The following is a 22,067-nucleotide window of genomic DNA, read 5'->3' as shown; positions in this document are numbered from 1 at the left end:
GCGATAGTCTCGTTCGGTGTCAGTGAATATCGATGTCGCCCTGACTGTTCGGGGGCTCGCGAACGAACGCGAGTGGGTGGGAATGACCGACTTGCTCGTCGAAGCGTTCAAGGACGAGCGGCTGGAAGACGAGGTATTCGTCTGGATGGGGGAAACCGAAGACGGCCTGTTCGTCCGCGCGGAATCGGACTACCCGGTGATCTTCAGCGGATTCTTCCGCTGGAGTGGGGCTTTCGAAGATCGCCTCGCCCGCCGGGTCACAGCGCTCGTCCCGCAGGCCCGCGTGGCTTTCGACTGGGGGTATCCGGATGAAGAATGACGAACCCGGCCACGAATGGACCGACGTACTGCCGCAAACAGCGCCGACGATCCAAAGAAACCTCGACGTGACGGTCGGCGCGCGCACCCTGACCACGCTCACCCGCACCCAGCTGAGCTATTGGATCAGCAAACTGAAATACAGTCGCGGCGGCCCGTTCATGACGGTATGCCGCCCCGACCACCCGGAATTCATCCAGACCTACCGCCACAGCGACACCGACTACTACCTCGAGATCCGCTCACCCGATTCCCTCGACGAACTGGCATCGACGACGTTGCGTGACGGTGAATCGGCCGCTGAGCTGATCTGGGAGTGGTTGGAACGCAAGGGAACCCGCCTGGGCGCAGGTGGAGCCGACAACTCATAGGATGCTCGACGGAGTGTTTTCGGTCCTCGGAAGGACATCGTGGAAATCGCACGATTTGCCCGTGAGAACGGTGGCTGACGCTCGCGATGACGTGCCTGTGACCGATCGGCGCGAACCCGGCGACCACCGCGCCCTGGTCCGTGGAACTCGCGGAACTGGCGACTCGCGGTGCTGGTGGCCGCAACCGCGACAAGCTCTCGTACGGTGGTGACATGGGCGCACGGATGGTGGTTGTCGGGGCGGATGCGACGGGGATGGCGGCGGCGTCGCAGGCGCGAAGACTGCGCGATGCCGGTGAGCTCGAGATCGTGGTGTTCGAGATGGGGCAGCATTCGTCGTATTCGGCATGCGGGATTCCGTACTGGGTGGCGGGAGATGTTGCCGAAGCCGAGGAGCTGATCGCGCGCTCGGTGGCCGAACATCGCGCTCGCGACATCGATCTGCGGATGCGGACCGAGGTGATCGAGATCGATCCGGCGGGGCGACGGGTCCTTTCTCGCGATCTCGACACCGGCGCACAGGCATGGACGGGTTACGACCAGCTCGTGTTGGCCACGGGGGCGACACCGATCCGGCCGCCACTGCCCGGTATCGACGCCGAGGGGGTCTACGGGGTGCAGACCCTCGACGACGGGCAGGCGCTGATCGAAGGCCTGGAGTCGGCCGATGGGCGCAAAGCCGTCGTGGTGGGTGCGGGCTACATCGGAGTCGAGATGGCCGAGGCGTTGGTGCGCCGGAAGTTCGAGGTCACCATGGTCACCCGGGGCGCCGAACCCATGTCCACGCTGGATCCGGATATGGGTGCGCGCGTGCGAGAAGCCATGGAGGGGATGGGAATCCGGGTCGTTCGGGGTACCGAGGTAACCGGAATGCGGACGTCGGAGGATGGCAGGATCCGCGCCGTGACAACCGCCGACACCGAGTACCCGGCCGACGTGGTCGTGCTCGGGATCGGTGTGCAACCGGCCACCGAGCTGGCGCGTCGGGCCGGGCTTCCGCTGGGGGAGAGCGGTGGTCTGCTCACCGACCTCGCTCAGCGCGTGCGCGGATACGACGACATCTGGGCCGGCGGTGACTGTGTGGAGGTGCTGGACCTGGTGTCGGGCACGCTGCGTCACATTCCGCTCGGCACCCACGCGAACAAGCACGGGCAAGTGATCGGATCCGGTGTCGGCGGCGGATACGCCACCTTCCCCGGTGTGGTCGGCACCGCGATGAGCAAAGTATGTGACCTCGAGGTGGCACGAACCGGCCTCGGAGAGGACGATGCCCGGCGCGCGGGGCTGCAGTTCCACACCGTCACCATCGAATCCACCGGCCGCGCAGGGTATTTCCCCGGCGCGGAACCCATGACGGTGAAGATGCTCGCCGAACGTCGCACCGGCCGGCTGCTCGGCGTGCAGATCGTCGGCTACACCGGCGCCGCCAAGCGAATCGACATCGCGGCAGTCGCGCTCACCGCCAGAATGACAGTGGAGCAGGTGACCGCGCTCGACCTCGGCTACGCACCACCGTTCTCACCGGTGTGGGACCCCGTCCTTGTCGCGGCTCGCGCGGCTGTGCGTGCGGTGGCGACAGGCCACTGACGCGGGGGAGTCACCAGAAGCTGGGGATGAGGCCCCACGACTCGAATTCTGCCGCCAGCACCTCACGCAGGGCAGTACGGCTGGGGAAGCGGTCGGGGTCGGCGCCGGTGACCGCCAAGGTGACCGTGTGGCCGTCGGTGGAGAAGGAGAGATTCACACCTACCTCCACTCGGCGGAACATGGCGGTGTCGTTGGTGCAGACGACGGGTCGCATGAGGACGGCGGAGGCACGGTGCCCCGCGAAATCGGCTACGCCACTGGCGGTTTCACCCAGGTTGGTGCACAGGCACTCCGGGGCCTTGGCCGTGCGGGCGAAACGGCGCAGGACGAAACGGGGCAGGATCATCTGCAACGGTTGTAGGTGTTGCAACGCGGGCGTGGTGGCCGGGTCTCGGTAGGCGGTGGCGGCCCGCTTCACGGCCGAGCGAACGGCGGCGAGGTCGATGCGTTCGCCGGTGCGGTAGGTGACCGAGATCGGCAGGCCGGTGCTGGCGTTGGCGCGGGGGTCGTCGGGGGTGCGCATCGAATGGGGTATGTCGACGCGGATGTCGGCGGTGTCGCCGACGCGCCCGCTGCGACCGAGGATGCCGGCGCCCAGCGCGATCAGGAGCCCGTTCGTCGTGCCGGAATGCCGTGTGGCGGCGGCGTTCCACTCGGCGAGGTCGAGCTGAACCACCAGGTCGGCCGGTGACCACCGGGTCGGAAGGGGCAGCTCTGGGAGCGTGGGACGAGGGGTGCGGTCCGGCTCGGTGACGCCACGGGTGTCGATCGCCGCGCGAATGCCCTTCGCGACCGCCCGGAGCTGCCGGCCGGCATCGATCACGTTCGCGTTCAACGAGTTCTGCGGTGGTGTCCCCACCAACAGGCCCGAACCGGTTGCGAAGTCCGGACTCTCATCGAGCCGGGACAGTGCGTCGCCGACGGCGAACAGTACGGCGCCGCCGTCGGATGCCACATGCGAGGTGACCAGCGACACCAGCGTCCCACCCGCCGTGGTCGGCGCCGCGGACAGCCGCCACACCTGACCGGTCTCGGGATCGAAGTCGACCCGGCTCTGCGCGAAATACCAGTCGAGAACCTCGTCGTCGGTGACGGGCACCGAATCCCAGCCCAGTGGAAGCGATTCCGTGGCGGGAAGCCAGTAGGGACGGGCAAACGGCACCCGGGTCGGTTGCACGCGGCGGGCCAGGAAACCCCGGGCCAAGTGGGCGTGGAAGCGGGCGAGCAGTTCAGGGTCGAGGGGCTCGTCGAACCGCCACGCGAGCTGATTGACCAGGGCGTTGCCGTAGAGGCTGTGCAGTTTGAGGAACAGGTCGTCGTCGGCGGTGAGCCGGTTGACGCCGACCCCGGAGATGACGGGTGGGGTCGAAATGGTGAGTGTCATCAGAACTCCTCAGCGAGCACGCAGGGTGCGAACGGTCAGGGGTGCGAAGACGGCGGCGATCACGAGCGAGGCCACCACCGACCACAAGGCGTCGGTGCCGATGACACCGTTTTCGGCGAGCCCGCGCACCGCGGACACCAGGTAGGACACCGGGTTGTAGTCGGAGACGTAGCGGAGCCAGGTCGGCATGGCCGACTCGGGCACCAGGGCGTTGGAGGCGAAGCTCAGGAAGGTGAGCACCAGCATCGACATGCCTTGGACCGCGGCGGGTCTCGACACCGTGACGCCGATGAACGCGAACAACCAGCTGATCGCGGTGGTGGCCAGGACGACGAGCACCGCCCCGGCGACGAACCCGACCGGGTGATCGGGCCGATACCCCATCGCGAACCCCACGATCACCACCGTGGTCGCGGCGATGACATACCGGGTCGCCCCGGCCAGCAGGGCTCCGGCGACCGGTGCGGACCGGGCGATCGGCATGGCGACGAACCGATCGAAGACCCCGGACCGAATGTCTTCGGACAGTTGCACGCCGGTCGCGACCGACGACGTGAGCACGATCTGTACGAGCACCCCGGGAATCAGAATCGGCAGATACGCCTGCATGCTGCCCGCGATGGCGGTGCCGAAGATGCTGCCGAACAGCAGCGGCCCGACAATGGGCAGCAGCAGTGCGTCGTAGAGCAACTGCGGGCTGTGCCGGAAGGTGAGCAGACCGCGCCACGCCATCATCAGCGACTGGAACAGCGAGGCGCGCAGGCTGACGTGGGTGATCCGGGGGCGGCGGTCGATCCTCGGTGGTGCGGTGGGCTCGACGGTGATCTCGGCGATGGTGGCAGTCATGGTGGCCTCGGTCTTTCGGATCAGGCGGCGACGCGGTCGGTGCCGGTCAGCGCGAGGAAGACCTCGTTGAGATCGGGACGGTCGACAGCGAACCCGCGCAGCGCGATGCCCGCGGCGCGGCAGGCGGCGACGATGTCGGCGGCCGCGCCCGCGTCGGTGAGCGCGACGGTGAGCCTGCCCGCCGACGACCCTTCGGGTGCCTCGCCGGTGAGCTCGACGATGATGGCCTCGGCGTGGGCGGACTGGGTGGGGTCGGCCAGTTCCAGGCGCAACACCTGATCGCCGATGGAAGACTTCAGTTCGGCCGCGGTGCCCTCGGCGACGATCGTCCCTCGGTCGATGACGGCGATCCGGTCGGCCAGCGCGTCGGCCTCTTCGAGGTACTGCGTGGTGAGCAGAACGGTCGCGCCACGGGCGACGAGACGCCGGATCACGCCCCACATCTTGTCGCGGGTGTGTGGGTCCAGGCCGGTGGTGGGCTCGTCGAGGAAGATCAGCGGCGGATCGGTGATCAGTGTCGCCGCCAGATCGAGCCGTCGCCGCATCCCGCCGGAGAACTGGTTCACCGGCCGGTCGGTGACCTTCGACAGCTCGAACTCCTCGAGAAGCTCGACGCTGCGGCGTGCCGCATCACGGCGGGACAGCCCGAGCAGGCGCCCGAAGAGGCGCAAATTCTCACCGGCGGTGAGGGTTTCGTCGACCGAGGCGTACTGGCCGGTGAGCCCGATCATCGAGCGCACGGCGGTCGCGTCGCGTGCGATGTCGTAGCCGAAGATCTCGGCGGTGCCGCGATCGGGACGGACCAGCGTCGCGAGCATGCGCACGGTGGTGGTCTTGCCCGCGCCGTTGGGGCCGAGCAAAGCGAAAACGGTCCCTGCCGCGATGGTGAGGTCGACGCTGCCGACGGCGGTGAAATCTCCGTAGGACTTGCCCAGACCGGTGGTGCGGATGGCGATATCGGTACTCACTGTTGCCTCCCGGCGGAATGGAGCAGTTCAGCGGCGTCCGGCGAACCCAGCAGCGCCTCGACGGCATCGGCGGCTCGCTCGACACCGTCGGTGGGGAAACCGGCGGCCCAGGACGCCGCGCGCCCGACCACGTCCGGACGCGAGACCTGATCGAGTAGTGCGGCGAGGCGTTCGGCGGTGAGCTTCTTCGCGGGAATCGTGGCCGCGAGACCGAGTCGCTGCAACGCCTGGCCCCAGTAGGGCTGGTCGGCCTGGACCGAGCAGATCACTTGCGGCACACCCGCTCTCAGCGCGGCCGCCGTCGTCCCGGCGCCGCCGTGATGCACCGCCGCGACACAACGAGGCAGTACCCGAGCGTGATCGACCTGACCGACGATCGCGACGGCGTCGTCGAATCCCGGATCGATCGTCGCCCAGCCCGACGCGAGCAGCAGCCGACGGCCCCGCCGTGCGCACACCTCGCGCAATATCGCGACGAAGGCAGCCGGATCGCCGACATCCATGGAACCGAACCCGACATAGATCGGCGCGGTTCCCGCATCGATCCACGAATCGAGATCCTCGGCCTCGGCCGCGTCAGGTGCGTGGCTTGCGAAACCTGTTACACCGGTGAGAAATCCGTCCACATCGGTCAGGAATCCCGTGAACGGGCCCGGCATCTGCTGACGCACACCAGGGAACAGCCGCGGGTCATAGGCCTGGATTCGCGCAGTCGCCCCACCTTCGGCGGACGCTGTCGCCGCCCGAGCGGGCGGCCCGCTCGGCAGAACGGGAGCCAACGCGGCCGCACGTGCCCGGGCCAGGAGCGACCACCCCCATCGGTGCACGAACCCGGGAAGTCGGTCCGCCCGGCGCACCGGCGCGACCGGGACCGCAGTGTTCGGCTGGATCGGGAAGAAGTGCACCGCCGCGAACGGCAGTCCGTACGCCCGCGCCACCGACTCGGCCACTTCCTCGCCTGCCATCCCCGCGACCACCAGATCATGTCCGGGTGCCAGTGCGCGCAGGTCGTGAAGCTGCTCGGGCACTCCACGCCGTTGCAGATCGAACAGCGCCCGTAGCCGGGCGCGCGGATCGCGGCTGGCGAAGCGTCGATCGGTGCGCTGCGCCACCAACAGGTCGGCGGTATCGCAGCCGAACGGCACCGCCGGAACCCCGTGGTCATGGGCGAAGGAGACGAGGTTCGGTGCGAGCGCCAAGGTCACGTCGTGACCGCGCTCGCGCAGCGCACGAGCCAGCAGGATGCCGGGTTGGGCGTCTCCTCGGCTGCCGGTGAAGGCCAACAGTGGGCGCATCCGCTCATCCCGCCTGCACGGCGACACGCAGCGTGTCCGCTCGCAGTGCTCGCGCATCGGCAGGCATCGGTGTTTGCGCCACGGCCGGCGACAGTCCGTCGGCCGCCCCACCCGCGTGAACCGCCGCGCAAGGCTGTCCTGCGCGACCCTCGCCGTCCGCGTGCACCGCGGCGGTGATGGACGACAGCGCCTGACCGAAAGCGGTCAGGAACTCGTCCATCACCTCGGCGGGGAACCCCGCGGGGTACCGGGTCGACACGTACAGGCCGTCGGCCGCCCGCACCACCCACAGGAACACCTCGTCGGTCGAATACGACTCCGCGCGCAAGGTCCGTCCGCGCAGGTCGGCGACCAATTCATAGCCGGGCAGTACGCGGATGTCGAGGAAGGAGATACCGAAGCGCGGCGTCTCGGCGACATCGAGCAGGTCGAGGACCCGCGACCAGGAGGCGTCGTTGGCGGTGCGCGAGCGACGCAGGGCGGCCCGCGCCAGATCCATGGCTCCGGCGATGCCGACACCGGGGGTCAGCGCGATATCGACCGGGACCACATTGACGAACCAGCCCATCGACTCCATCCAGCGCAGGTCGGGGCGGGTCGCGATCGGCATCACGGTACGCATTCGGTCCGCGCCGAACCGTTGCTGGTTGGCCACCGCCAGCGCGGCGAACACCGCCACCGACATCCGGTGCCGCACCTGGTCGAGGACCGCTTCGACCTGCTCGAGTTCGGTGAGATCGAGCAGCCGTCGCGACACACTGGGCTGGGCCAGCTCCGCGCGAGCGGGTCGCTGGGCCTGCGGGGCGAAGCGCGGCATGGCACCGTCGGCGAGGAATTCGCGCCACGTCGCGACCGCGGGGGAATCCGGACCAAGTTCGGCCGCGCTCGCCCGCTCCAGGACGGCGAAGTCGGCCGCGCTACCGAAGGTGACCGACTCGCGTGACGCCTCGCCCGCCATGACCTCGCGGTAGAGCGTGCGTAGTTCGAGGATCAGAATGGCCTGCGCGTAGGCGTCCATCACGGAGTGATCGGCCGCGACGAGCACCGTGAAGTCACCGGTGTCGGCGTGCTCGACCGTGGCGGCGAGGCAGTGCGGCCACACCAGTGGCGACAGGCGCTCTTCCAGTGTGCCGCTGAGGAATTCGTTGATTCGGGTGCCGTCGGTGCATCCGGCTACGGGCTGTTCGGCGATGTCGACGGCGGTGGGCGCGGCGACGAGTCTGCGCGGCTCGTCCGCCGATGCGGGGGTCACGGTGGTGCGCAGGCCCTCGTGCCTGGCATGCCAGCGCCGCAGCGTCTCACGCCAGGTGGGACCGTCGAGCGGGGCGTCCATCTCGAAGACGGTGCCGATCCAGCGGCCGCGACCGGGCAGCGGATCGGTGGGATCGACGCTCGCGCAGTAGCCGGTGTGCACGCTGGTGAGCGGTCGATCGTCGGGCTGCCACGCGCCGGCGGCGAGCTCGGGCGTCCACATCGACAAAGCGCCTGAACGGATTTCGAATTCGGACAGGTGGGTGTATTCCATGACCGGTTCACCTCGTGACGAATGCATGCCGAAGCGGCGGAAGGATGGGGGAGGAGAACACCGCACTGTGTCACCTGATGCGTTGAACTTCGGCGGTGAAAACATTTCCGTGAAGCCTCGGCGAGTTAGATCGTATATGTGATTCCGCTGAGAGCAGCACCGTGATGGGTATCACGGTTTGGCTGAACAAAACTCTGCCGCCTGCTTCTTTTCGCGATTTCGCCACGTATTGACCTGTACTGCATCAGGGTTGGAAAAGTTCGTATTCGGGTACGTGATTGTCTCTCTATATTTTGTTCATTCCGGATGGGATGATGTTTGTAGGCACCATCACACTGCCGGTAGTCGTCCGTGCAGGTGTGTTTCCCTGGCGTTCACCTGGCGCGATTCATATCGGCATTTCGCTATATGGCGACCGATGCATCCGGTGGCGTCCTGCCGGATTTGTCCGGCAACGGCGGTCGGGCCTCGTCACCGGAAACCATCGTCAGCGCTGTCATCTGTCCGTTATCACAACGTTGCTCACTCGATGCCGGTTGCTATGGTGAACGCGCGAAGTGTTCGTTCGGATGTGAAGGAAGACAATGGGAAGCACTGCCCTCGACATCATGGCGTTGGTCCTCAACCGCGTCACCGAGTTCTGGAACTGGATGGCGACCGGATCGTCGGGATTCCCGCCGCTGTGATCGGCTGACATCACGTGGTGTCTGTGTGAAACCCCTGGAGGCCGTTGGCCTTCGGGGGTTTCGCCGTTCCTGCGGGTGCGGGTCGATCGTAGAGTTGGCTGATGACGACGGTGGGGACGGTTCAGGTGCCGCGGCGATGGTCGGTGGCGATGCGGGTCACCACCGGGGCCGCGATGGTGGCGATTGCGGTGATGCTTGTGGTCGATGCCACGCACATCGACGTTCTCGGCTGGGTTCTCGCGGTCGTGATGCTGCTGGCCTGCGGGCTGTCCTGGATGATTCTGGCGCCGATCGGGTGTGCTCGGTATCGGGAGTACCGAGCCGTCGTCGTCGCGCCGGTGGTGGTGATCGTCGGGCTGGGGCTGGTGTGGTCCGGGGTGCCGGAGAAAGTCGGGTGGTGGATATCGGCCGGCGCGATGACCGATGCCGCGCAGAGTTGCCGGGAATCCGAGGACGAGTGGTTCGGTGTCATCCGGACCGACCGGGTCAGGTCCAGTGACGGCGGGTGCCAGTTCACTATCGACGACATGGCGATTGTGGGCGGTCTGGCCTACTTCCCACCGGGAACTCCGCCGCCGGATCACGGCGGTGCGGGATATCAGCCCGTCTACACCCCCTATGAGGGGAATTGGCACCGATTCGCGGTGACGATGCACGACCACCCCTGACCTCCGTACCGAGTGTCCGATTCATGTCGGACCCCGGCGTTACCGTTGTCGCACAACCCGAGTCGAGGGAGGGTGGCGATGGCAGAGAAGGTGCGCGAACGTGCGCAGCGCCCGGAGGATCTGAGTCGGCTGGTGGTCGAGCGATTGAACGCCGGTGATGTGGACGGACTCGTCGAGCTGTACGAGTCCGACGCGGTGCTCGCACTGCCGGACGGGGTCGTCGCGACGGGCGTGGAGGAGATACGGGTGGCGTACGCGCGGCTGGTCGCCGATCGGCCCGTGTTCCAACCCGGGCACCAGGCACCCGCCTTGCTCGCGGGCGATCTGGCGCTGACGTCGTCGCGTCTGCCGGGAGGCACCGGCGCGACCGTCGAGGTGGCGCGCAGACAGCCCGACGGGAGCTGGCGCTGGATTCTCGATCAACCGAACGCGCCCTGGGTGGTCAGCGAACCGGTAGATCGGTCGACCGTGCCCGGGTGATCAGTTCGGGTTCAGGCCGGTCGCGAAGACCACGACCACCTTGTCGTCGGTCACCTCGCTGACCCGCACATCGGTGCCGTTGCTGGCCTGCGACTGGCCGACCGGAACCGTGACCTGCTGGCCGCCGACGCTCAGCGTGACCATGTCACCGTTCACGGCGACGAGCTCCACGTCGATGCCGAGAACCGAGGCTTTGGCGCTCACTCCACGGTCGAAGGTGACGGTGCACCCGCTCACGCTGCATTCGGAGGTGGTGCCGGGTCCGGTCATGGTGCACGCGGAAACGGCGAGGGGAAGCAGGAGGGCGAACGCGGAGAGCGTGATCAGCCGTCGAACAGGCATGGCAGTCAGTGTAGTGCGTCGAAGGCACAACGGAACGGTCTCACCAGGTTGTCCGCCGATCACACCGGGAATACCGTCGCTGTGAGGTAGCTGGCATCGCAGCATCGGTGCCGATCGTGTCGGGCGGACGACCGGCCAGCCGGGTGTTCACCCGCGGGTCGGCCGAGATCGGGAGGTGGCGCACGATGATCGCGAGCGAAATGACTGTCGCCAGTCGCTGGTGGTGGCGTCCGGGGTGGACACCGGGTCGTTCGTTCTACAACTGGCAGATCAGCCCGACTCAGCCGGTCGCCGACAAACTGGTCGAGATCTTCGCGCCCACGCTGTCACGCCTGCCCGCACTCGAACAGGTCGACGCCGCCCGGCTGCGGATCGGTGTGCAGGGCATCGGGTTCGCCGACGGGGTCAAAGGGGTGCACCTGGCGGCGCTGGTGGCGGGCGCCCGCGGCCTGCTCGCCGAGCTCGCGCCGTTCCAGCTCGCCTTCGGGCCGCCGGAGGTCACCGCCGAGACGATCCGGCTCCCGGTCACCGTGTCGGAGGAACTGTTGCGGGTGCGCGCGGATCTGACCGACGCGCTGACCGACGTGTGGATCCGCGAGCGGATCCCCGATTTCGGTGAGCCGCTGCGCCCCTACCTGGCGCTGGCCCACACGACCCACCCGTCCCCGGTGCACGAGATCCGCACCGCGCTCGCCGAGGACGGGTTCGCCGACTTCGCCCTCGACGACACGGTCTCGGCGGTGTCGATGGTCGAAATGCAGTGCGAGGACGGACGATACGACTGGTCCGACATCAGTACCGCCGAGCTGTTGCGTGAGCCGGACCCGGTCGTCGAACGGAGCCTGTTCGACGACCCGCTGTTCGGTCCGCTGCGGCAGCCGACGGTGGCCGCGTTCAGGAGTTGAGCCGCGGCGGCGGCGCGCCGTGCGGCAGCCGTGGCCCCACCGCGAGCTGAGCGCCGGCAGTGCGCCCGTGGCCCCACCCGAGCTTCTCCCGATATCGACCGATGTGCTCGGTGGGTACCGCCGCGTCCGGCGGCAGCGGGGTCACCTCGGGTGCGACGTAGAGCGCGTCGGTGGGGCAGTACGCCTCGCACATGAAGCAGGTCTGGCAATCGGATTGCCGTGCGATAACCGGGATCCCGCCGTCGACGCGGTCGAAGACATTGGTGGGGCAGGCGCTCACGCACTTGTCGCAGCCGATGCAGTCCTGGGCACGCAGTAGTTCGATCACGACGCCACCGCCAGACCCGAGTTGCGGGTGCCCGACGGATCGACCCACGGCCGATCGAGACCACCCGAGTGCAGGTGGTGATGCTGTGCCGCGTCGAGGTCGGGATGATCGGCGCGCTTGCTCATGCCGCGAGTCTCGGTGCGCGCCAGCGCGGATCGGTACATGAGACGTCCGACCGCGGTGATCGCCGCCGCCTGCCGGGCCCTGACCCGCTCGTCACCGGTTCCGCCGCCGAGACCGGCTGCCGCGGCGTCCCACAGTTCGTCGAGGCGAGCCAGCGCGGGGCGCAGCCGGTCACCGTGGCGCAGGTAGTTCTTCTCGAAGGGGATCAGCTCGTCCTGCGCGGCGGCGACGACTTCCGCCGCGGTCACCGACGGTGCGTGGTCGGGGCGCAGGCCGACTCCACCGATGCCGTGCACCGCACCGGTGGATCGGGCGGCTGTCACGGCGTGTTCGGCGGCGCCCGTGCCCGCCCAGCTTCCCGACGACATCGCCCACGCGGCGTTGTGGCTACCACCCCCGGTGAAGCCGCCGCAGATGCGTTCGCGGGTGGCCGCGTCTCCCGCGACGTAGAGGCCGGGAACCGTTGTCGCGCAGTCGTCGTCGACCACGTCGATGCCGCCGGTGCCGCGCACCGTGCCCTCGGCGAGCAGGTCGATCTCGAATCGGTCGGTGAACGGATCGATCCCGCGCCGGTCGAACTGCAGGAAGAAGTTCGGCTGACCGACCCGCATCTGTGCCTGCACGGTCGCGTCCGCGCGATCGAGCTGGGCGAACACCTTCTCCTGCAGGAGGGTTCGGGCGATCACCGAGCGGCCCTTCGTCGACCCGGCCTCCTCGAGCACCCTGCCGTCCTCGCCGAAGAAGGTGGCGTAGCCGTAGTAGGCGGTCTTGGTGATGGTGGAACCCTTGGGCACGATGGCATAGGCGTTGGAGAACTCCATGCCGGAGAATCGCGCGCCGGCCTCGGCTGCCATCAACGCGCCGTCGCCGGTGTCGACGTTGGTGCCGAGCGCACGCGAGAGGAACGCGCAACCACCGGTCGCGAGCACTACCGCTCCCGCGGTGATCCGGTAGTCCCGGTCGAGTTGACGCTGATAGCCCGCCGCGCCGCGCACCGCGCCTGCTTCGTCGACCAGCAGTTCCAGCGCGGGGGAGTGATCGTGAACCTGGACGCCGAGCCGGGTGAGCCACGCTCGCATCCGGCGCATGTACTCCGGGCCCTGGACACCCGTCCGCAACTGCGCACCGGTGGCCGGGTCGACCGGGAACGGGTAGCGGCCCTCGACGGCGAGCCGGTTCATGTTGACGTAGGTCTGATCGAGGACGCGATCCATCCAGTAGTGGTCGGCGAGGTAGCCGCCGAGGGCCTCCCTGCTCGCCTTCGCGTTCGCGCGGGCTTCGGCCTCGGGCGCGACATACCAGACGCCGGTGCCGGAAGGCGCGGTGGCGCCGCTGGTTCCGCAGTAGCCCTTGTCGACCAGGATCACCTCGGCGCCTGCCTCCCGGGCGTGGATCGCGGCCCAGGATGCCGCGGGACCGCCGCCGATGACGAGCACGTCGGTCCTGGTGTGCCACGGTTCGGTCATTGTGTGCTCCTGTGTGTGTCGCGCGGGGAGGTGGTGGCCGCCGAGGGCCGAGGGTGCGGTGCCCGACCCGAAGGTGCGGGCACCGCAACGGTTCTCAGGCGCCGGTGAACTTCGCGCCGGCGATCGGGGTGGACGACCGGCCGTCGACGCCGACCGGGATGTCGCCCTCGAGGGTGGTGCGGTAGAGGACGCGGGTGACGTCGAGGTGGTCGAGGTCGCTGGGGGCCAGATGCGCGGTGGCGCGGTTGTCCCAGAACGCGATGGAGCCCTTGCTCCAGCGGAATCGGACGGTGTAGGCGGGATGGGAGATCTCGTCGAACAGCAACTGCAACAGGGCATCGCTCTGCGGCGGGGTCAGCCCCAGGATCCTGGTGGTGAAGCCGGGGTTGACGAACAGCACCCGCTCACCGGTTACCGGGTGGACGCGCACGACGGGGTGTTCGGTCACCAGCGGCGCGGCGGCGATCTTGCGGGCGTACTCGCTGCCCGCCTCCCACGGCGGGATCCGGCCGCCGAAGCGGTGTTCGGCGCGCAGTCCGTCGAGGAAGGTACGCAGCGATTCCGGCAGCCCGGCGTAGGCCGCGGCCAGGTTGGTCCACTGGGTGTCGCCGCCGGTCTCCGGTGCGATCTCGGCACGCAGGATCGAGGCCGCGGGCGGGTTGATCAGCGGCGAGACGTCGGTGTGCCACTGGTTGGTGTAGCTGAACTTCTTGCGACCGAACTTCTTCTCGTAGAGGCGACTGTCGACGGCGAGGATCTCGGGGTGCTCGGTGGGCGCGTCGTCGTCGTAGGGGTGCGACGGGGTGACCGCGCCGAAGCGGCGGGAGAACGTGATCTGTTCGGTGTGCCCGATCTGCTGGTCGCGGAAGAACAGCACCTTGTGCCGGTGCAGCGCCGCGGTGAGCTCGTCGACCTGGGAGTCGGCGAGTTCCTCGCGCAGGTCGATGCCGGTCACCTCGGCGCCGATGTGGCCCGCGACGGGGGTGATCTCGAGAGCGGTGACGACGCTGGGGTTTTCGATGGTGGTCATGTCGGTGGTCCTTCGTGGGAAGTCTGTTGTCGGGGTGCGGGAGTTCTCATTCCCGACAGGAACTGCTCACCACCCGCATGAACTCGATATCGAGTCGCCGGGCGCGCATCAGGCGCTCGCCCGTGAATCCTGCTCGGCGAACTGGCTTTCCACCGGAGCGAGGCCGTAGTGGCCGCGCAGCGTCGTGGACTCGTAGTCGGTGCGGAACAGGCCGCGCTCCTGCAGGATCGGCACCACGCGGTCGACGAAGTCCGCCAGGCCGCCGGGCAGGTAGGGCGCCATGATGTTGAATCCGTCGGCGGCACCGGCGTCGAACCAGCTCTGCAGTTCATCGGCGACCTGCTCGGGCGTCCCGGCGAAGGTGCGGTGACCGCGGCCGCCGCCCAGCTTGCCGATGAGCTGACGCACCGTGAGGTCCTCGGTTTCGGCCAGCTCCTTGACCAGCGTGAACCGGCTCTTGCCGCCCTCGATCTCGCTCTCGGCGGGCAGCGGCGGCAACGGCGCGTCCAGCGCGTGTGCGGTGAGGTCGACGCCGAGCATCGAGGAGAGTTGGCGCAGTGCGTAATCGGGCGAGATCAGGTCGGTGAACTCCTGCTCGAGCGCCCTCGCCTCCTCGACGGTGTCGGCGATGAACGGCACCAGGCCCGGCAGCACCTTCAAGTCGTCGTGTGCGCGACCGTATTTCGCCAATCGCGACTTGAGATCGCGGTAGAACCGCACGCCCTCGTCGAGGGTGCGCTGGGCGGTGAACACGGCTTCGGCGCGATGGGCGGCGAACTCCTTGCCCGATTCCGAAGATCCGGCCTGCACCAACAGCGGACGGCCCTGCGGCCCACGTGGGGAGTTCAGTGGGCCGCGCACGCGGAAGCGTTCGCCGGCGTAGTCGAGGGTGTGCACCCGGCTCGGGTCGGCGAAGACGCCGGTCTCGGTGTCGAGCACGATCGCCTCGGCTTCCCAGCTGTCCCACAGCGCCAGCGCCACGTCGACGAACTCTTCGGCGCGTTCGTAGCGGCGGGCGTGCTCGGGAATCGCGTCGAGCCCGAAGTTGTAGGCCTCGTCGACGTTGCCGGAGGTGACGATGTTCCATCCGGCCCGGCCCGCGCTGATGTGGTCGAGCGAGGCGAACTTGCGTGCGAGGTTGAACGGTTCGTTGTAGCTGGTGGACGCGGTGGCGATCAGGCCGATCCGCTCGGTGACCGCGGCGATCGCCGAGAGCAGGGTGATCGGTTCGAACACGGTGAGGGTGTTGCGTTCGATCCGCGGGCCCACGGCGAGAGTGTCGGCGAAGAACACCGAGTCGAGCTTGCCGCGTTCGGCGATGCGTGCCAGCTCCTGGAAGTGGCGCACATCGAGTACGCGCTGTTCGTCGGTGCGGGGATGGCGCCACGCGGCCTCGTGGTGGCCGACGCCCATCAGGAAGGCGTTGAGGTGGAATGTCTTGCGAGCCATGGTGATCTCCTGATCAGGCGTTGGTCGGTGAGGTGCGCCAGCGTGAGAGCCGGCGTTCCAGGGCGACGAGGGCGAAGTTGAAACCGAGGCCGATCAGCGAGATCGCGACGATCCCCGCGTACATCTGCGGAATCTGGAAGTTCTGCTGGGCGGCGGTGATGAGATAACCCAATCCGGCTCTCGCCCCGATCATCTCGGCGGCGATGAGGACCAGGATGGAGCCCGCCGCGGCCATCCGGATGCCGGTGAAGATGGACGGGATCGCCGCGGGCAGGATCACCTTCTGGAACAACCGCAGTGGCGAGAAGCCCAGCGACACCGCCGATTTCACCAGCAGCGGGTCGACAGTGCGGACGCCGGTGATGGTGTTGAGCAGGATCGGGAAGAACGTGGCGTAGCCGATCAGTGCGATCTTGGACGTCTCGCCGATGCCGAGGATCAGCACGAACACCGGCAGCAGCGCGAGCGCGGCGGTGTTGCGGAACAGTTCGAGGACCGGATTGAGGAAATCCGACACCGGCTTGTACCAGGCGATGGCGATGCCGACCGGGACGGCGATCACCAGCGCGAAGGAGAAGCCGGTAACCGAGCGGGTGAGGCTCGCCGAGGTGTGTTCGGCCAGCTGGCCGTTGCCCGCCAACTCGAAGAAGGCCTGCACCACCGTGGAGAACGGCGGCAGGAATACCTCGTCGACCAGGCCGAACCGTGGCGCCAACTCCCACACGCCGAGCAGCAGCGCGAAGGCGAGCAGTGGTTTGGCTACGCGAAGCAGCGCGCTACCCGCCGAGCCGACCGCCCGGGTGAGCGCGGAACGGGCAGCGGGCGCCGCGACGGGGGTAACCGGCGCTGCGGCGGGTTCGGCGACGGCGACTTCGACGGGGCGGACGAGCAGAGGGACGGCGCTAGACATGGGCGGGACTCCTGTCGGTGGACGCGACCGCCGCGGCGGCTGTGCTGTCGTCGGCGGCGAGTTCGAGGCGCTGGGCCCGGCTCACCTCGCTTTGCAGTTCCGTCCAGATCCGATGGCGGTAGTCGCGGAACTGTTCGCTGGAGCGGACATCGATATCGCCGCCGCGGTCGATGTCGATGTCGATCACGGCCTTCACCCGGCCGGGACGCGAGGTGAGTACCGCGACGCGCTGGCCCAGGTACACCGCCTCGTCGATGCCGTGGGTGATGAACAGGATCGTCTTGCCGGTCGTGCGCCAGATCCGCAGCAGTTCGTCCTGCAGCGACTCTCTGGTCTGCGCGTCGAGTGCGGCAAACGGTTCGTCCATCAGCAGCACCTCGGGATCGAAGGCCAGGCTGCGGGCGATCGCCACGCGCTGCTTCATGCCGCCGGACAATTCGTGCGGGTACCGGTCACCGAAACCGGCCAGGCCGACCAGCTCCAGGTAGTGCTCGGCGATCGCCTTGCGTTCCTTGCGGGCGATGCCCTTGGCCTCGAGGCCGAACTGGATATTGGCGCGGGCGGTGCGCCACGGCAGCAGCGCGTACTGCTGGAACACCACACCGCGGTCCAGGCCGGGGCCGGTGATCGGGGCGCCGTCGAGCAGGATCTGGCCGGAGCTGGGCTTGCTCAGTCCGCCGAGCAGATCGAGCAGGGTGGATTTGCCGGAGCCGCTCGGCCCGACCAGGACGAGGAATTCACCCGCTCCCACCTCGATGGAGATGTCGTCGATCGCGGTGAACTTCTCGTCGGTGCCGCGCACGGCGAACTGTTTGCCCACCGATCGCAGCGCGAGTTTGGCTGGGGTGCCGGTCATTTCGCGGCCACCACCTCTCCGGTCGGGCCGCTCGTCGGCTGGTAGGTGCCGTTGGCGTAGGGGTTGTCCTTGTTGGTGAACAGGTCCTTGGCGACGATCTTGCCCTTGGGCAGTTCGCCGTTGCGCTCGAGCCAGTCGATCCAGATCTGGATCTCCTTGTCCGCGATCACCGCACCGGGCACCGGCAGGCCGGGGCTGCGCCAGTAGTCGAGCAGCTTGAGATTCTCGTTGCGGCCGCGCCTGTTGATGATCTCGGTGAACTTGGCGACGACCTGATCACGCGGGGTGAGCTGCAGCCAGCGGGTCGCACGCGCGGTGCCCTGCACGAAGTCCTTGACGGCCTCGGGGTTCTGCGCGATGTAGTCCTTGCGGAAAACGTAGGTGCCGTAGTCGAATTCGCCGAAGATGTCCTTGTCGGTGAACAGCGGGTGCAGGCCTCCGCGCTCGACGGCGGTCTCACGGAATACGCTGCCGAGCGCGCCGACGTCGATCTGACCGCTGCGCAGCGCCTCCTCGGTGTTGACCGGCGGCACCACGATCAGCTGGACCTGCTTGATCTCGGCCTCGCTCAGGCCCTGCTGGTGCAGCCATTCGCGGGTGACGAACTCGTGGTGCGCGCCGAGGGTGTTGACGCCGACCTTCTTGCCGATCAGGTCACGGGCGTTGGTGATGCCGGCGTTGTCGCGCACGAAATAGCCGGTGAACGACTTGGCATCGGAGCCATAGGAGCTCAAGACGGCCTGCACCGGTGCGCCGCCCGCGGCGAGCTTGACCACCGCGCCGTTGAACGCGCTGCCGAATTCGACCTGCTTGGTGGCGGCCGCCTGGATGTTGGCCGGGCCACTGGTGGTGTCGCCCTCCCACTGGAAACTGATCTTGGTGAAGTAACCCAGGTTGTCGGCGAGCTCGTACGGCGTGACCTGTCCGGTCTGTCCCTGGTAGCGCAGCACGGTCTTGCCGTCGGCGGTGGTCACCGCATCGGTGCCGCCGCACGCGGTGACGACCGCGAGGACGGCGGGAGCGACGAGCGCGGCGGCGAGCGCACGCAGCGGACGTCGTCGGAAGGTAGTGGACAACATGGTTCGCGAATTCTTTCTACGGCGTGGGAGGACCACGCGGCGGGCCACAAGGGGCGCACGCCGCGACGATCCGCACACGAAGGGCGGATCAACGGGGTATGAGAGAAAGTGGAGATCGGCGACGGAGGAATGCCGCCGCTGTTTCAGCTGCGACAGAATCCGGGGGACAGGCGCATCAAGTCCACCGTACGGCGGCGGACGAGCGCGGGGGATTCGATCATGGTGAGACTTTCGTGAGCGGGATCGGCGTAGGGGACGCCGCCTGAATTCAATAGTGCGTCAACAGATAACGACTCGGCAATACTGTTTCCACATCGTGAAAATCATGGTGCGTCGAATCCCTCACCTGCGGCGGCGGTATGGAAATAGGGACCGATACGCACCGCGATCTGGTGCATGGCGGGCAGTACGGCGCGAACCAGATCGCGATCCAGACGTACCGCGCGCGCCTGCACACCGATCGCACCCCACACCTGCCGATCCGGACCGAGGACCGGGACGGCGATCGCGCGGATCGGTTCGTCGCTGTCGATTTCCTCGATGGCGAACCCGCGACGGCGAATGGTGTCGAACAGTTCGCCGTTGCCGCGGTCGAGTCCCACCGAGGCGTGCGCGAGCAGCGCGTGACCCACGGCGCTGGTGCTCAACGGTCTGCGCTCCTGCGGAATCTGGTTGTGGCAGAAGTGGATCGGTGGTCTGGCCTGGAACACCGTGAGGGCTTCGTCGGCATCGGCGACACTGAGACTGACGGTGATCTTGATGCCGGCGGCCAGCGCGTACAGATGCGGCGCCGCGTCGTCGAGCCCGAGCCGCGACAGCGCGGGCCGTGCCAGGCACGCCAGTCCGTGCCCGATCCGGTAGCGGTCGGTTGCCGGGTCCTGCTCCAACAGCCTGCCGCGCACCAGTGCCTGCGCCAGCCGGAAGGTGGTGCTCACCGGGAGCCCGGCCCGCTGCGCCAATTCGCTCAGCGACAATTCGGGGTCGCCGCCCTGAAAGCAGTTCAATACGTACACGGCACGGTCGACGGCTTGTGCGCCGGAACGGGGTGGTTCGGTCGCGGTCATGGCGGCCTCCTGGTCGACGACGTGCCGAGAACTATCGCCACCGCGCTGTCCAGGCGCAATGATTCGGCGCACCGGTGCGAGTAATTCACCAGGCGACGATCGAATCCGGGTGAGAACAAACCTGTCGACGCGGCGCGGTTGCGAGGAATCTGGCATGTGCACGCGCGGCTGAGGGGTCGCGCCGAATTGTGCTCGGAGAAAGAGGCTTCGACCCCGACTATCTGCGACGGCGGTGTGAAGTGCTGCGGTCGCTCGGCGAAACAGGAAGTTCGGACGCATGACCATCGACATCGAGCACACCGTGCGCACCGCCACGGTGTTCGATTCCATCGACCAGGCCATCGGGCACACCCCGCTGGTCCGGTTGAACCGGATCACCGACGACATCGCCGCCACGGTGTATGTGAAGCTCGAATATCTCAATCCCGCGGGGAGCGTGAAGGATCGGGCGGCGCTGTTCATGCTCGACGCGGCCGAGGCCGCGGGGGAGTTGCGGCCCGGCGGGGTCGTGGTGGAGGCGACTTCCGGCAACACCGGCATCGGGTTGGCCGCCATCGCGGCGGCACGCGGCTATCGCACGGTGGTGGTCGTGCCGGACAAGTCGAGCCGCGACAAGATCGCGCTGCTGCGGGCCTACGGCGCCGAGGTGCATGTGACACCCGGCGGACGTCCGGTCGGGCACCCCGAGCACCTGCGCAGTGTCGCGCTGCGGCTCGCGGAGGAAATCCCGGGCGCCTGGTTCGCGGGCCAGTACGACAACCCGGCCAACCCCACGGCTCACCGTGAAACCACCGGTCCCGAGATCTGGGCGCAGACCGGCGGCGGCGTCACCCACTATGTCGCGGGGATCGGCACCGGCGGAACCGTGAGTGGCACAGGGGAATTCCTGAAGCAGGCCTCGGGCGGCCGGGTCCAGGTCGTCGGCGCCGATCCCGAGACATCGGTGTACGGCGGCGGTGACGGTCGTGCCTGGTATGTCGAGTCGGTGGGCCACTACCGGCATCCCGACACCGAGCTCGATGAATGGCCGCAGTCCTACCACACCGAGGTGATCGACCGGATCGAGCGGATCTCCGATGGGGAATCGCTACGAGTGCTGCACCGGTTGGCCAAGGAGGAAGGCCTGCTGCTCGGTGGTTCCTCCGGCACGTCGATCGCCGCGGCGCTGCGGGTGGCCCGCGCGCTCGGGCCCGAGGATGTGGTGGTGGTGATCGCGCCCGACTCGGGACGCGGATACCTGTCGAAGTACTTCGACGACGGTTGGCTCGGGCAGTACGGATTCCCGTTGCTCGCAGCCCATGGTGAGCTGACGGTCGGTTCGGCGCTCGGTGTGGTCGAGGGAGCCCGGTCGGTCGGGCCGGGTTCGTCGGTGCTCGCCGAGGCGCGGCTGCTCCCGTCGACAACGACCGTGGCGTCGGTCCGCCGAGAACTGGCTTCGCGACGGTCTGTTCCGGTCGTCCTCGCCAGGCAGACCGCGGGGCCGGTGGTGGTCGCCGAGGTACTGGGTACCGCAACGCAAGCGCGCCTCGTCGGCGCTCCGGACGAGGATCCGATCGGCGCGCACCTGGATCCGCCTGCGGCGTTCGCCGGCACCACCGAGCCGGTGGGAGCTGCGGTGACCCGGCTCGTCGACTACCACGGTGAGGTGCTGATCGTGCACGAGGGCCGCGTGGTCGGTGGGGTCGACGCTGCTGCGTTCGTTGCCGCCGTCGTGCGTGTGGAGGCGTCATGAGACGCACGACATGGACCCTGCCGGGGGCGCTCGGTGTGCCCGCGGTGGCCTCCGTCCCTGGCGGTCGCGCGCATCCGGCAGCCGACGCTTCCTCGGCGCAGGGATGGCGACGGTAGCGATGGGCGGCGAACACCCCCGCTGGGGTGGGCGCCGGTGGAGGGATCTGGTCGCCGCGTCGACACCGGATCGGCGGGTGATTCCGCCTTCGGGATCGCGCGACGAACCACGGGAGCGGGAATCGGAATGGGAGAACGCGTTCGCCGCTTCGGCGCTCGCCTGGACGGCCTTCCTCGGTGGTTAGTGACTCGCGAGCCGACCGCGGTGATCAGCGCCGACCCGGTCCATGGACGGCATGTCAGAGCGGTCGCGTCGATCGAGTGGCCCGCGAACGACAGCGCCTTGCCGCGCCGGTCGCGCGGACCGGCGGGGTCGACGATGGCAGGTCAGGCGTCGGATTCGTCGTCGGCCGGGCGCGCGGTGGTGGCGCCGGTGACGCGAATGACGCCTGCTTCGAGGTCCAAGTCGAGGTGGGGTTGGCCGTTGGAGTCGCCACTGCCTTCGTTTTGCAGCTTCTTGCCTGGGAAGAGTTCACCGATGATGCCCACGGCGTCCAGGATAGTCGCGGTAGCGACCTGGTCGGCGGGGCCGGGCGGTGG

23 protein-coding genes are annotated in these 22,067 nt (G+C 68.1%); 8 read left to right on the top strand and 15 right to left on the bottom strand.

Annotated features, from left to right (window positions below):
* The first annotated feature begins 16 nt into the window (after positions 1-16).
* The 3 genes from ACFVJ5_RS09170 to ACFVJ5_RS09160 all read left to right on the top strand — a co-directional run bounded on the left by ACFVJ5_RS09170 (position 17) and on the right by ACFVJ5_RS09160 (position 2,275).
* The gene (locus tag ACFVJ5_RS09170) at positions 17-319 is read left to right on the top strand and encodes a hypothetical protein (protein WP_379219345.1); all 303 of its coding nucleotides are present in this window, start codon (positions 17-19) and stop codon (positions 317-319) included.
* Positions 309-689 (top strand): hypothetical protein, encoded by a 381-nt coding sequence (locus ACFVJ5_RS09165; RefSeq protein WP_379219344.1) that lies wholly within the window; start codon positions 309-311, stop codon positions 687-689. Before ACFVJ5_RS09170 ends, ACFVJ5_RS09165 begins: the two co-directional genes overlap by 11 nt.
* 212 nt (positions 690-901) lie before the next feature.
* Positions 902-2,275: an FAD-dependent oxidoreductase gene (locus ACFVJ5_RS09160; protein WP_379219343.1), complete on the top strand. Its 1,374-nt coding sequence runs from the start codon at positions 902-904 to the stop codon at positions 2,273-2,275.
* A 10-nt stretch (positions 2,276-2,285) separates the two neighbouring features.
* Here ACFVJ5_RS09160 and ACFVJ5_RS09155 read toward each other — a convergent pair whose 3' ends face one another.
* Genes ACFVJ5_RS09155 through ACFVJ5_RS09135 form a run of 5 tightly spaced genes read right to left on the bottom strand, consistent with a single transcriptional unit; the run spans position 2,286 to position 8,293 of the window.
* Positions 2,286-3,659, bottom strand: coding sequence for a hypothetical protein (locus tag ACFVJ5_RS09155; RefSeq protein ID WP_379219342.1), 1,374 nt, complete (start codon positions 3,657-3,659; stop codon positions 2,286-2,288).
* A gap of 9 nt (positions 3,660-3,668) precedes the next feature.
* Positions 3,669-4,505 (bottom strand): ABC transporter permease, encoded by an 837-nt coding sequence (locus tag ACFVJ5_RS09150; RefSeq protein WP_379219341.1) that lies wholly within the window; start codon positions 4,503-4,505, stop codon positions 3,669-3,671.
* 20 nt (positions 4,506-4,525) lie between these two features.
* On the bottom strand, positions 4,526-5,473 hold the full coding sequence (locus ACFVJ5_RS09145) for an ATP-binding cassette domain-containing protein (RefSeq protein ID WP_379219340.1): 948 nt from the start codon (positions 5,471-5,473) through the stop codon (positions 4,526-4,528).
* Positions 5,470-6,768 (bottom strand): glycosyltransferase, encoded by a 1,299-nt coding sequence (locus ACFVJ5_RS09140; RefSeq protein WP_379219339.1) that lies wholly within the window; start codon positions 6,766-6,768, stop codon positions 5,470-5,472. Before ACFVJ5_RS09140 ends, ACFVJ5_RS09145 begins: the two co-directional genes overlap by 4 nt.
* Positions 6,769-6,772: 4 nt before the next feature.
* Positions 6,773-8,293 (bottom strand): condensation domain-containing protein, encoded by a 1,521-nt coding sequence (locus tag ACFVJ5_RS09135; RefSeq protein ID WP_379219338.1) that lies wholly within the window; start codon positions 8,291-8,293, stop codon positions 6,773-6,775.
* A gap of 787 nt (positions 8,294-9,080) precedes the next feature.
* Here ACFVJ5_RS09135 and ACFVJ5_RS09130 point away from each other — a divergent pair.
* Both ACFVJ5_RS09130 and ACFVJ5_RS09125 read left to right on the top strand, forming a co-directional pair.
* Positions 9,081-9,647, top strand: a complete 567-nt coding sequence (locus ACFVJ5_RS09130) for a hypothetical protein (RefSeq protein ID WP_379219337.1) — start codon at positions 9,081-9,083, stop codon at positions 9,645-9,647.
* Between the two features lie 78 nt (positions 9,648-9,725).
* On the top strand, positions 9,726-10,127 hold the full coding sequence (locus tag ACFVJ5_RS09125; protein ID WP_379219336.1) for a YybH family protein: 402 nt from the start codon (positions 9,726-9,728) through the stop codon (positions 10,125-10,127).
* On the opposite strand, the gene ACFVJ5_RS09120 is transcribed toward ACFVJ5_RS09125, so the two are convergent.
* Positions 10,128-10,469 carry a hypothetical protein gene (locus tag ACFVJ5_RS09120; protein WP_379219335.1) on the bottom strand — a complete coding sequence of 114 codons (342 nt, stop codon included), beginning with the start codon at positions 10,467-10,469 and terminating at the stop codon, positions 10,128-10,130. It lies immediately after the preceding gene.
* 185 nt (positions 10,470-10,654) lie between these two features.
* Here ACFVJ5_RS09120 and ACFVJ5_RS09115 point away from each other — a divergent pair, with 185 nt between their 5' ends.
* Positions 10,655-11,374, top strand: a complete 720-nt coding sequence (locus ACFVJ5_RS09115; protein ID WP_379219334.1) for a 2'-5' RNA ligase family protein — start codon at positions 10,655-10,657, stop codon at positions 11,372-11,374.
* Here ACFVJ5_RS09115 and ACFVJ5_RS09110 read toward each other — a convergent pair.
* The 8 genes from ACFVJ5_RS09110 to ACFVJ5_RS09075 form a co-directional block, all read right to left on the bottom strand.
* Positions 11,364-11,702, bottom strand: a complete 339-nt coding sequence (locus ACFVJ5_RS09110; protein ID WP_379219333.1) for a 4Fe-4S dicluster domain-containing protein — start codon at positions 11,700-11,702, stop codon at positions 11,364-11,366. The genes ACFVJ5_RS09115 and ACFVJ5_RS09110 overlap by 11 nt on opposite strands.
* Positions 11,699-13,291 carry an FAD-binding protein gene (locus ACFVJ5_RS09105; RefSeq protein ID WP_379219332.1) on the bottom strand — a complete coding sequence of 531 codons (1,593 nt, stop codon included), beginning with the start codon at positions 13,289-13,291 and terminating at the stop codon, positions 11,699-11,701. The genes ACFVJ5_RS09110 and ACFVJ5_RS09105 overlap by 4 nt, the downstream gene beginning before the upstream one ends.
* A 94-nt stretch (positions 13,292-13,385) precedes the next feature.
* Positions 13,386-14,321, bottom strand: a complete 936-nt coding sequence (locus ACFVJ5_RS09100) for a TauD/TfdA dioxygenase family protein (protein ID WP_379219331.1) — start codon at positions 14,319-14,321, stop codon at positions 13,386-13,388.
* Between the two features lie 108 nt (positions 14,322-14,429).
* A complete protein-coding gene (locus tag ACFVJ5_RS09095) occupies positions 14,430-15,770 on the bottom strand; it encodes an LLM class flavin-dependent oxidoreductase (RefSeq protein ID WP_379219330.1) in 1,341 nt (446 codons plus the stop codon).
* Positions 15,771-15,783: 13 nt separating this feature from the next.
* The gene (locus tag ACFVJ5_RS09090; RefSeq protein WP_379219329.1) at positions 15,784-16,680 is read right to left on the bottom strand and encodes an ABC transporter permease; all 897 of its coding nucleotides are present in this window, start codon (positions 16,678-16,680) and stop codon (positions 15,784-15,786) included.
* Entirely contained in the window at positions 16,673-17,536 is an 864-nt protein-coding gene (locus tag ACFVJ5_RS09085; protein WP_379219328.1) for an ABC transporter ATP-binding protein, read from the bottom strand. Before ACFVJ5_RS09085 ends, ACFVJ5_RS09090 begins: the two co-directional genes overlap by 8 nt.
* Positions 17,533-18,615: an ABC transporter substrate-binding protein gene (locus tag ACFVJ5_RS09080; protein ID WP_379219327.1), complete on the bottom strand. Its 1,083-nt coding sequence runs from the start codon at positions 18,613-18,615 to the stop codon at positions 17,533-17,535. Before ACFVJ5_RS09080 ends, ACFVJ5_RS09085 begins: the two co-directional genes overlap by 4 nt.
* A 323-nt stretch (positions 18,616-18,938) precedes the next feature.
* Entirely contained in the window at positions 18,939-19,679 is a 741-nt protein-coding gene (locus tag ACFVJ5_RS09075) for an IclR family transcriptional regulator (RefSeq protein WP_378991964.1), read from the bottom strand.
* 277 nt (positions 19,680-19,956) lie between these two features.
* Here ACFVJ5_RS09075 and ACFVJ5_RS09070 point away from each other — a divergent pair, with 277 nt between their 5' ends.
* Together ACFVJ5_RS09070 and ACFVJ5_RS09065 are read left to right on the top strand one after the other, a co-directional pair.
* Positions 19,957-21,411 carry a PLP-dependent cysteine synthase family protein gene (locus ACFVJ5_RS09070; RefSeq protein WP_379219326.1) on the top strand — a complete coding sequence of 485 codons (1,455 nt, stop codon included), beginning with the start codon at positions 19,957-19,959 and terminating at the stop codon, positions 21,409-21,411.
* Positions 21,412-21,514: 103 nt separating this feature from the next.
* Positions 21,515-21,712, top strand: a complete 198-nt coding sequence (locus ACFVJ5_RS09065; protein WP_379219325.1) for a hypothetical protein — start codon at positions 21,515-21,517, stop codon at positions 21,710-21,712.
* 142 nt (positions 21,713-21,854) lie between these two features.
* Here ACFVJ5_RS09065 and ACFVJ5_RS09060 read toward each other — a convergent pair whose 3' ends face one another.
* The gene (locus ACFVJ5_RS09060) at positions 21,855-22,016 is read right to left on the bottom strand and encodes a hypothetical protein (protein ID WP_379219324.1); all 162 of its coding nucleotides are present in this window, start codon (positions 22,014-22,016) and stop codon (positions 21,855-21,857) included.
* Between the last annotated feature and the right edge of the window lie 51 nt (positions 22,017-22,067).

The organism is Nocardia sp. NPDC127606 (assembly GCF_042671725.1).
Classification (GTDB): domain Bacteria; phylum Actinomycetota; class Actinomycetes; order Mycobacteriales; family Mycobacteriaceae; genus Nocardia.
The sequence above is the reverse complement of the archived record's forward strand: the minus strand, read 5'-3'. Positions and strand labels throughout refer to the sequence as shown.

Bases quoted from the DNA above. Each gene is read 5' to 3' on its own strand.
- ACFVJ5_RS09165 (WP_379219344.1), top strand. From the start codon at position 309: ATGAAGAATGACGAACCCGGCCACGAATGGACCGACGTACTGCCGCAA.
- ACFVJ5_RS09160 (WP_379219343.1), top strand. From the start codon at position 902: ATGGGCGCACGGATGGTGGTTGTCGGGGCGGATGCGACGGGGATGGCG.
- ACFVJ5_RS09155 (WP_379219342.1), bottom strand. From the start codon at position 3,659: ATGACACTCACCATTTCGACCCCACCCGTCATCTCCGGGGTCGGCGTC.
- ACFVJ5_RS09150 (WP_379219341.1), bottom strand. From the start codon at position 4,505: ATGACTGCCACCATCGCCGAGATCACCGTCGAGCCCACCGCACCACCG.
- ACFVJ5_RS09140 (WP_379219339.1), bottom strand. From the start codon at position 6,768: ATGCGCCCACTGTTGGCCTTCACCGGCAGCCGAGGAGACGCCCAACCC.
- ACFVJ5_RS09135 (WP_379219338.1), bottom strand. From the start codon at position 8,293: ATGGAATACACCCACCTGTCCGAATTCGAAATCCGTTCAGGCGCTTTG.
- ACFVJ5_RS09130 (WP_379219337.1), top strand. From the start codon at position 9,081: ATGACGACGGTGGGGACGGTTCAGGTGCCGCGGCGATGGTCGGTGGCG.
- ACFVJ5_RS09125 (WP_379219336.1), top strand. From the start codon at position 9,726: ATGGCAGAGAAGGTGCGCGAACGTGCGCAGCGCCCGGAGGATCTGAGT.
- ACFVJ5_RS09120 (WP_379219335.1), bottom strand. From the start codon at position 10,469: ATGCCTGTTCGACGGCTGATCACGCTCTCCGCGTTCGCCCTCCTGCTT.
- ACFVJ5_RS09115 (WP_379219334.1), top strand. From the start codon at position 10,655: ATGATCGCGAGCGAAATGACTGTCGCCAGTCGCTGGTGGTGGCGTCCG.
- ACFVJ5_RS09105 (WP_379219332.1), bottom strand. From the start codon at position 13,291: ATGACCGAACCGTGGCACACCAGGACCGACGTGCTCGTCATCGGCGGC.
- ACFVJ5_RS09100 (WP_379219331.1), bottom strand. From the start codon at position 14,321: ATGACCACCATCGAAAACCCCAGCGTCGTCACCGCTCTCGAGATCACC.
- ACFVJ5_RS09095 (WP_379219330.1), bottom strand. From the start codon at position 15,770: ATGGCTCGCAAGACATTCCACCTCAACGCCTTCCTGATGGGCGTCGGC.
- ACFVJ5_RS09090 (WP_379219329.1), bottom strand. From the start codon at position 16,680: ATGTCTAGCGCCGTCCCTCTGCTCGTCCGCCCCGTCGAAGTCGCCGTC.
- ACFVJ5_RS09085 (WP_379219328.1), bottom strand. From the start codon at position 17,536: ATGACCGGCACCCCAGCCAAACTCGCGCTGCGATCGGTGGGCAAACAG.
- ACFVJ5_RS09080 (WP_379219327.1), bottom strand. From the start codon at position 18,615: ATGTTGTCCACTACCTTCCGACGACGTCCGCTGCGTGCGCTCGCCGCC.
- ACFVJ5_RS09075 (WP_378991964.1), bottom strand. From the start codon at position 19,679: ATGACCGCGACCGAACCACCCCGTTCCGGCGCACAAGCCGTCGACCGT.
- ACFVJ5_RS09070 (WP_379219326.1), top strand. From the start codon at position 19,957: ATGACCATCGACATCGAGCACACCGTGCGCACCGCCACGGTGTTCGAT.
- ACFVJ5_RS09065 (WP_379219325.1), top strand. From the start codon at position 21,515: ATGGCGACGGTAGCGATGGGCGGCGAACACCCCCGCTGGGGTGGGCGC.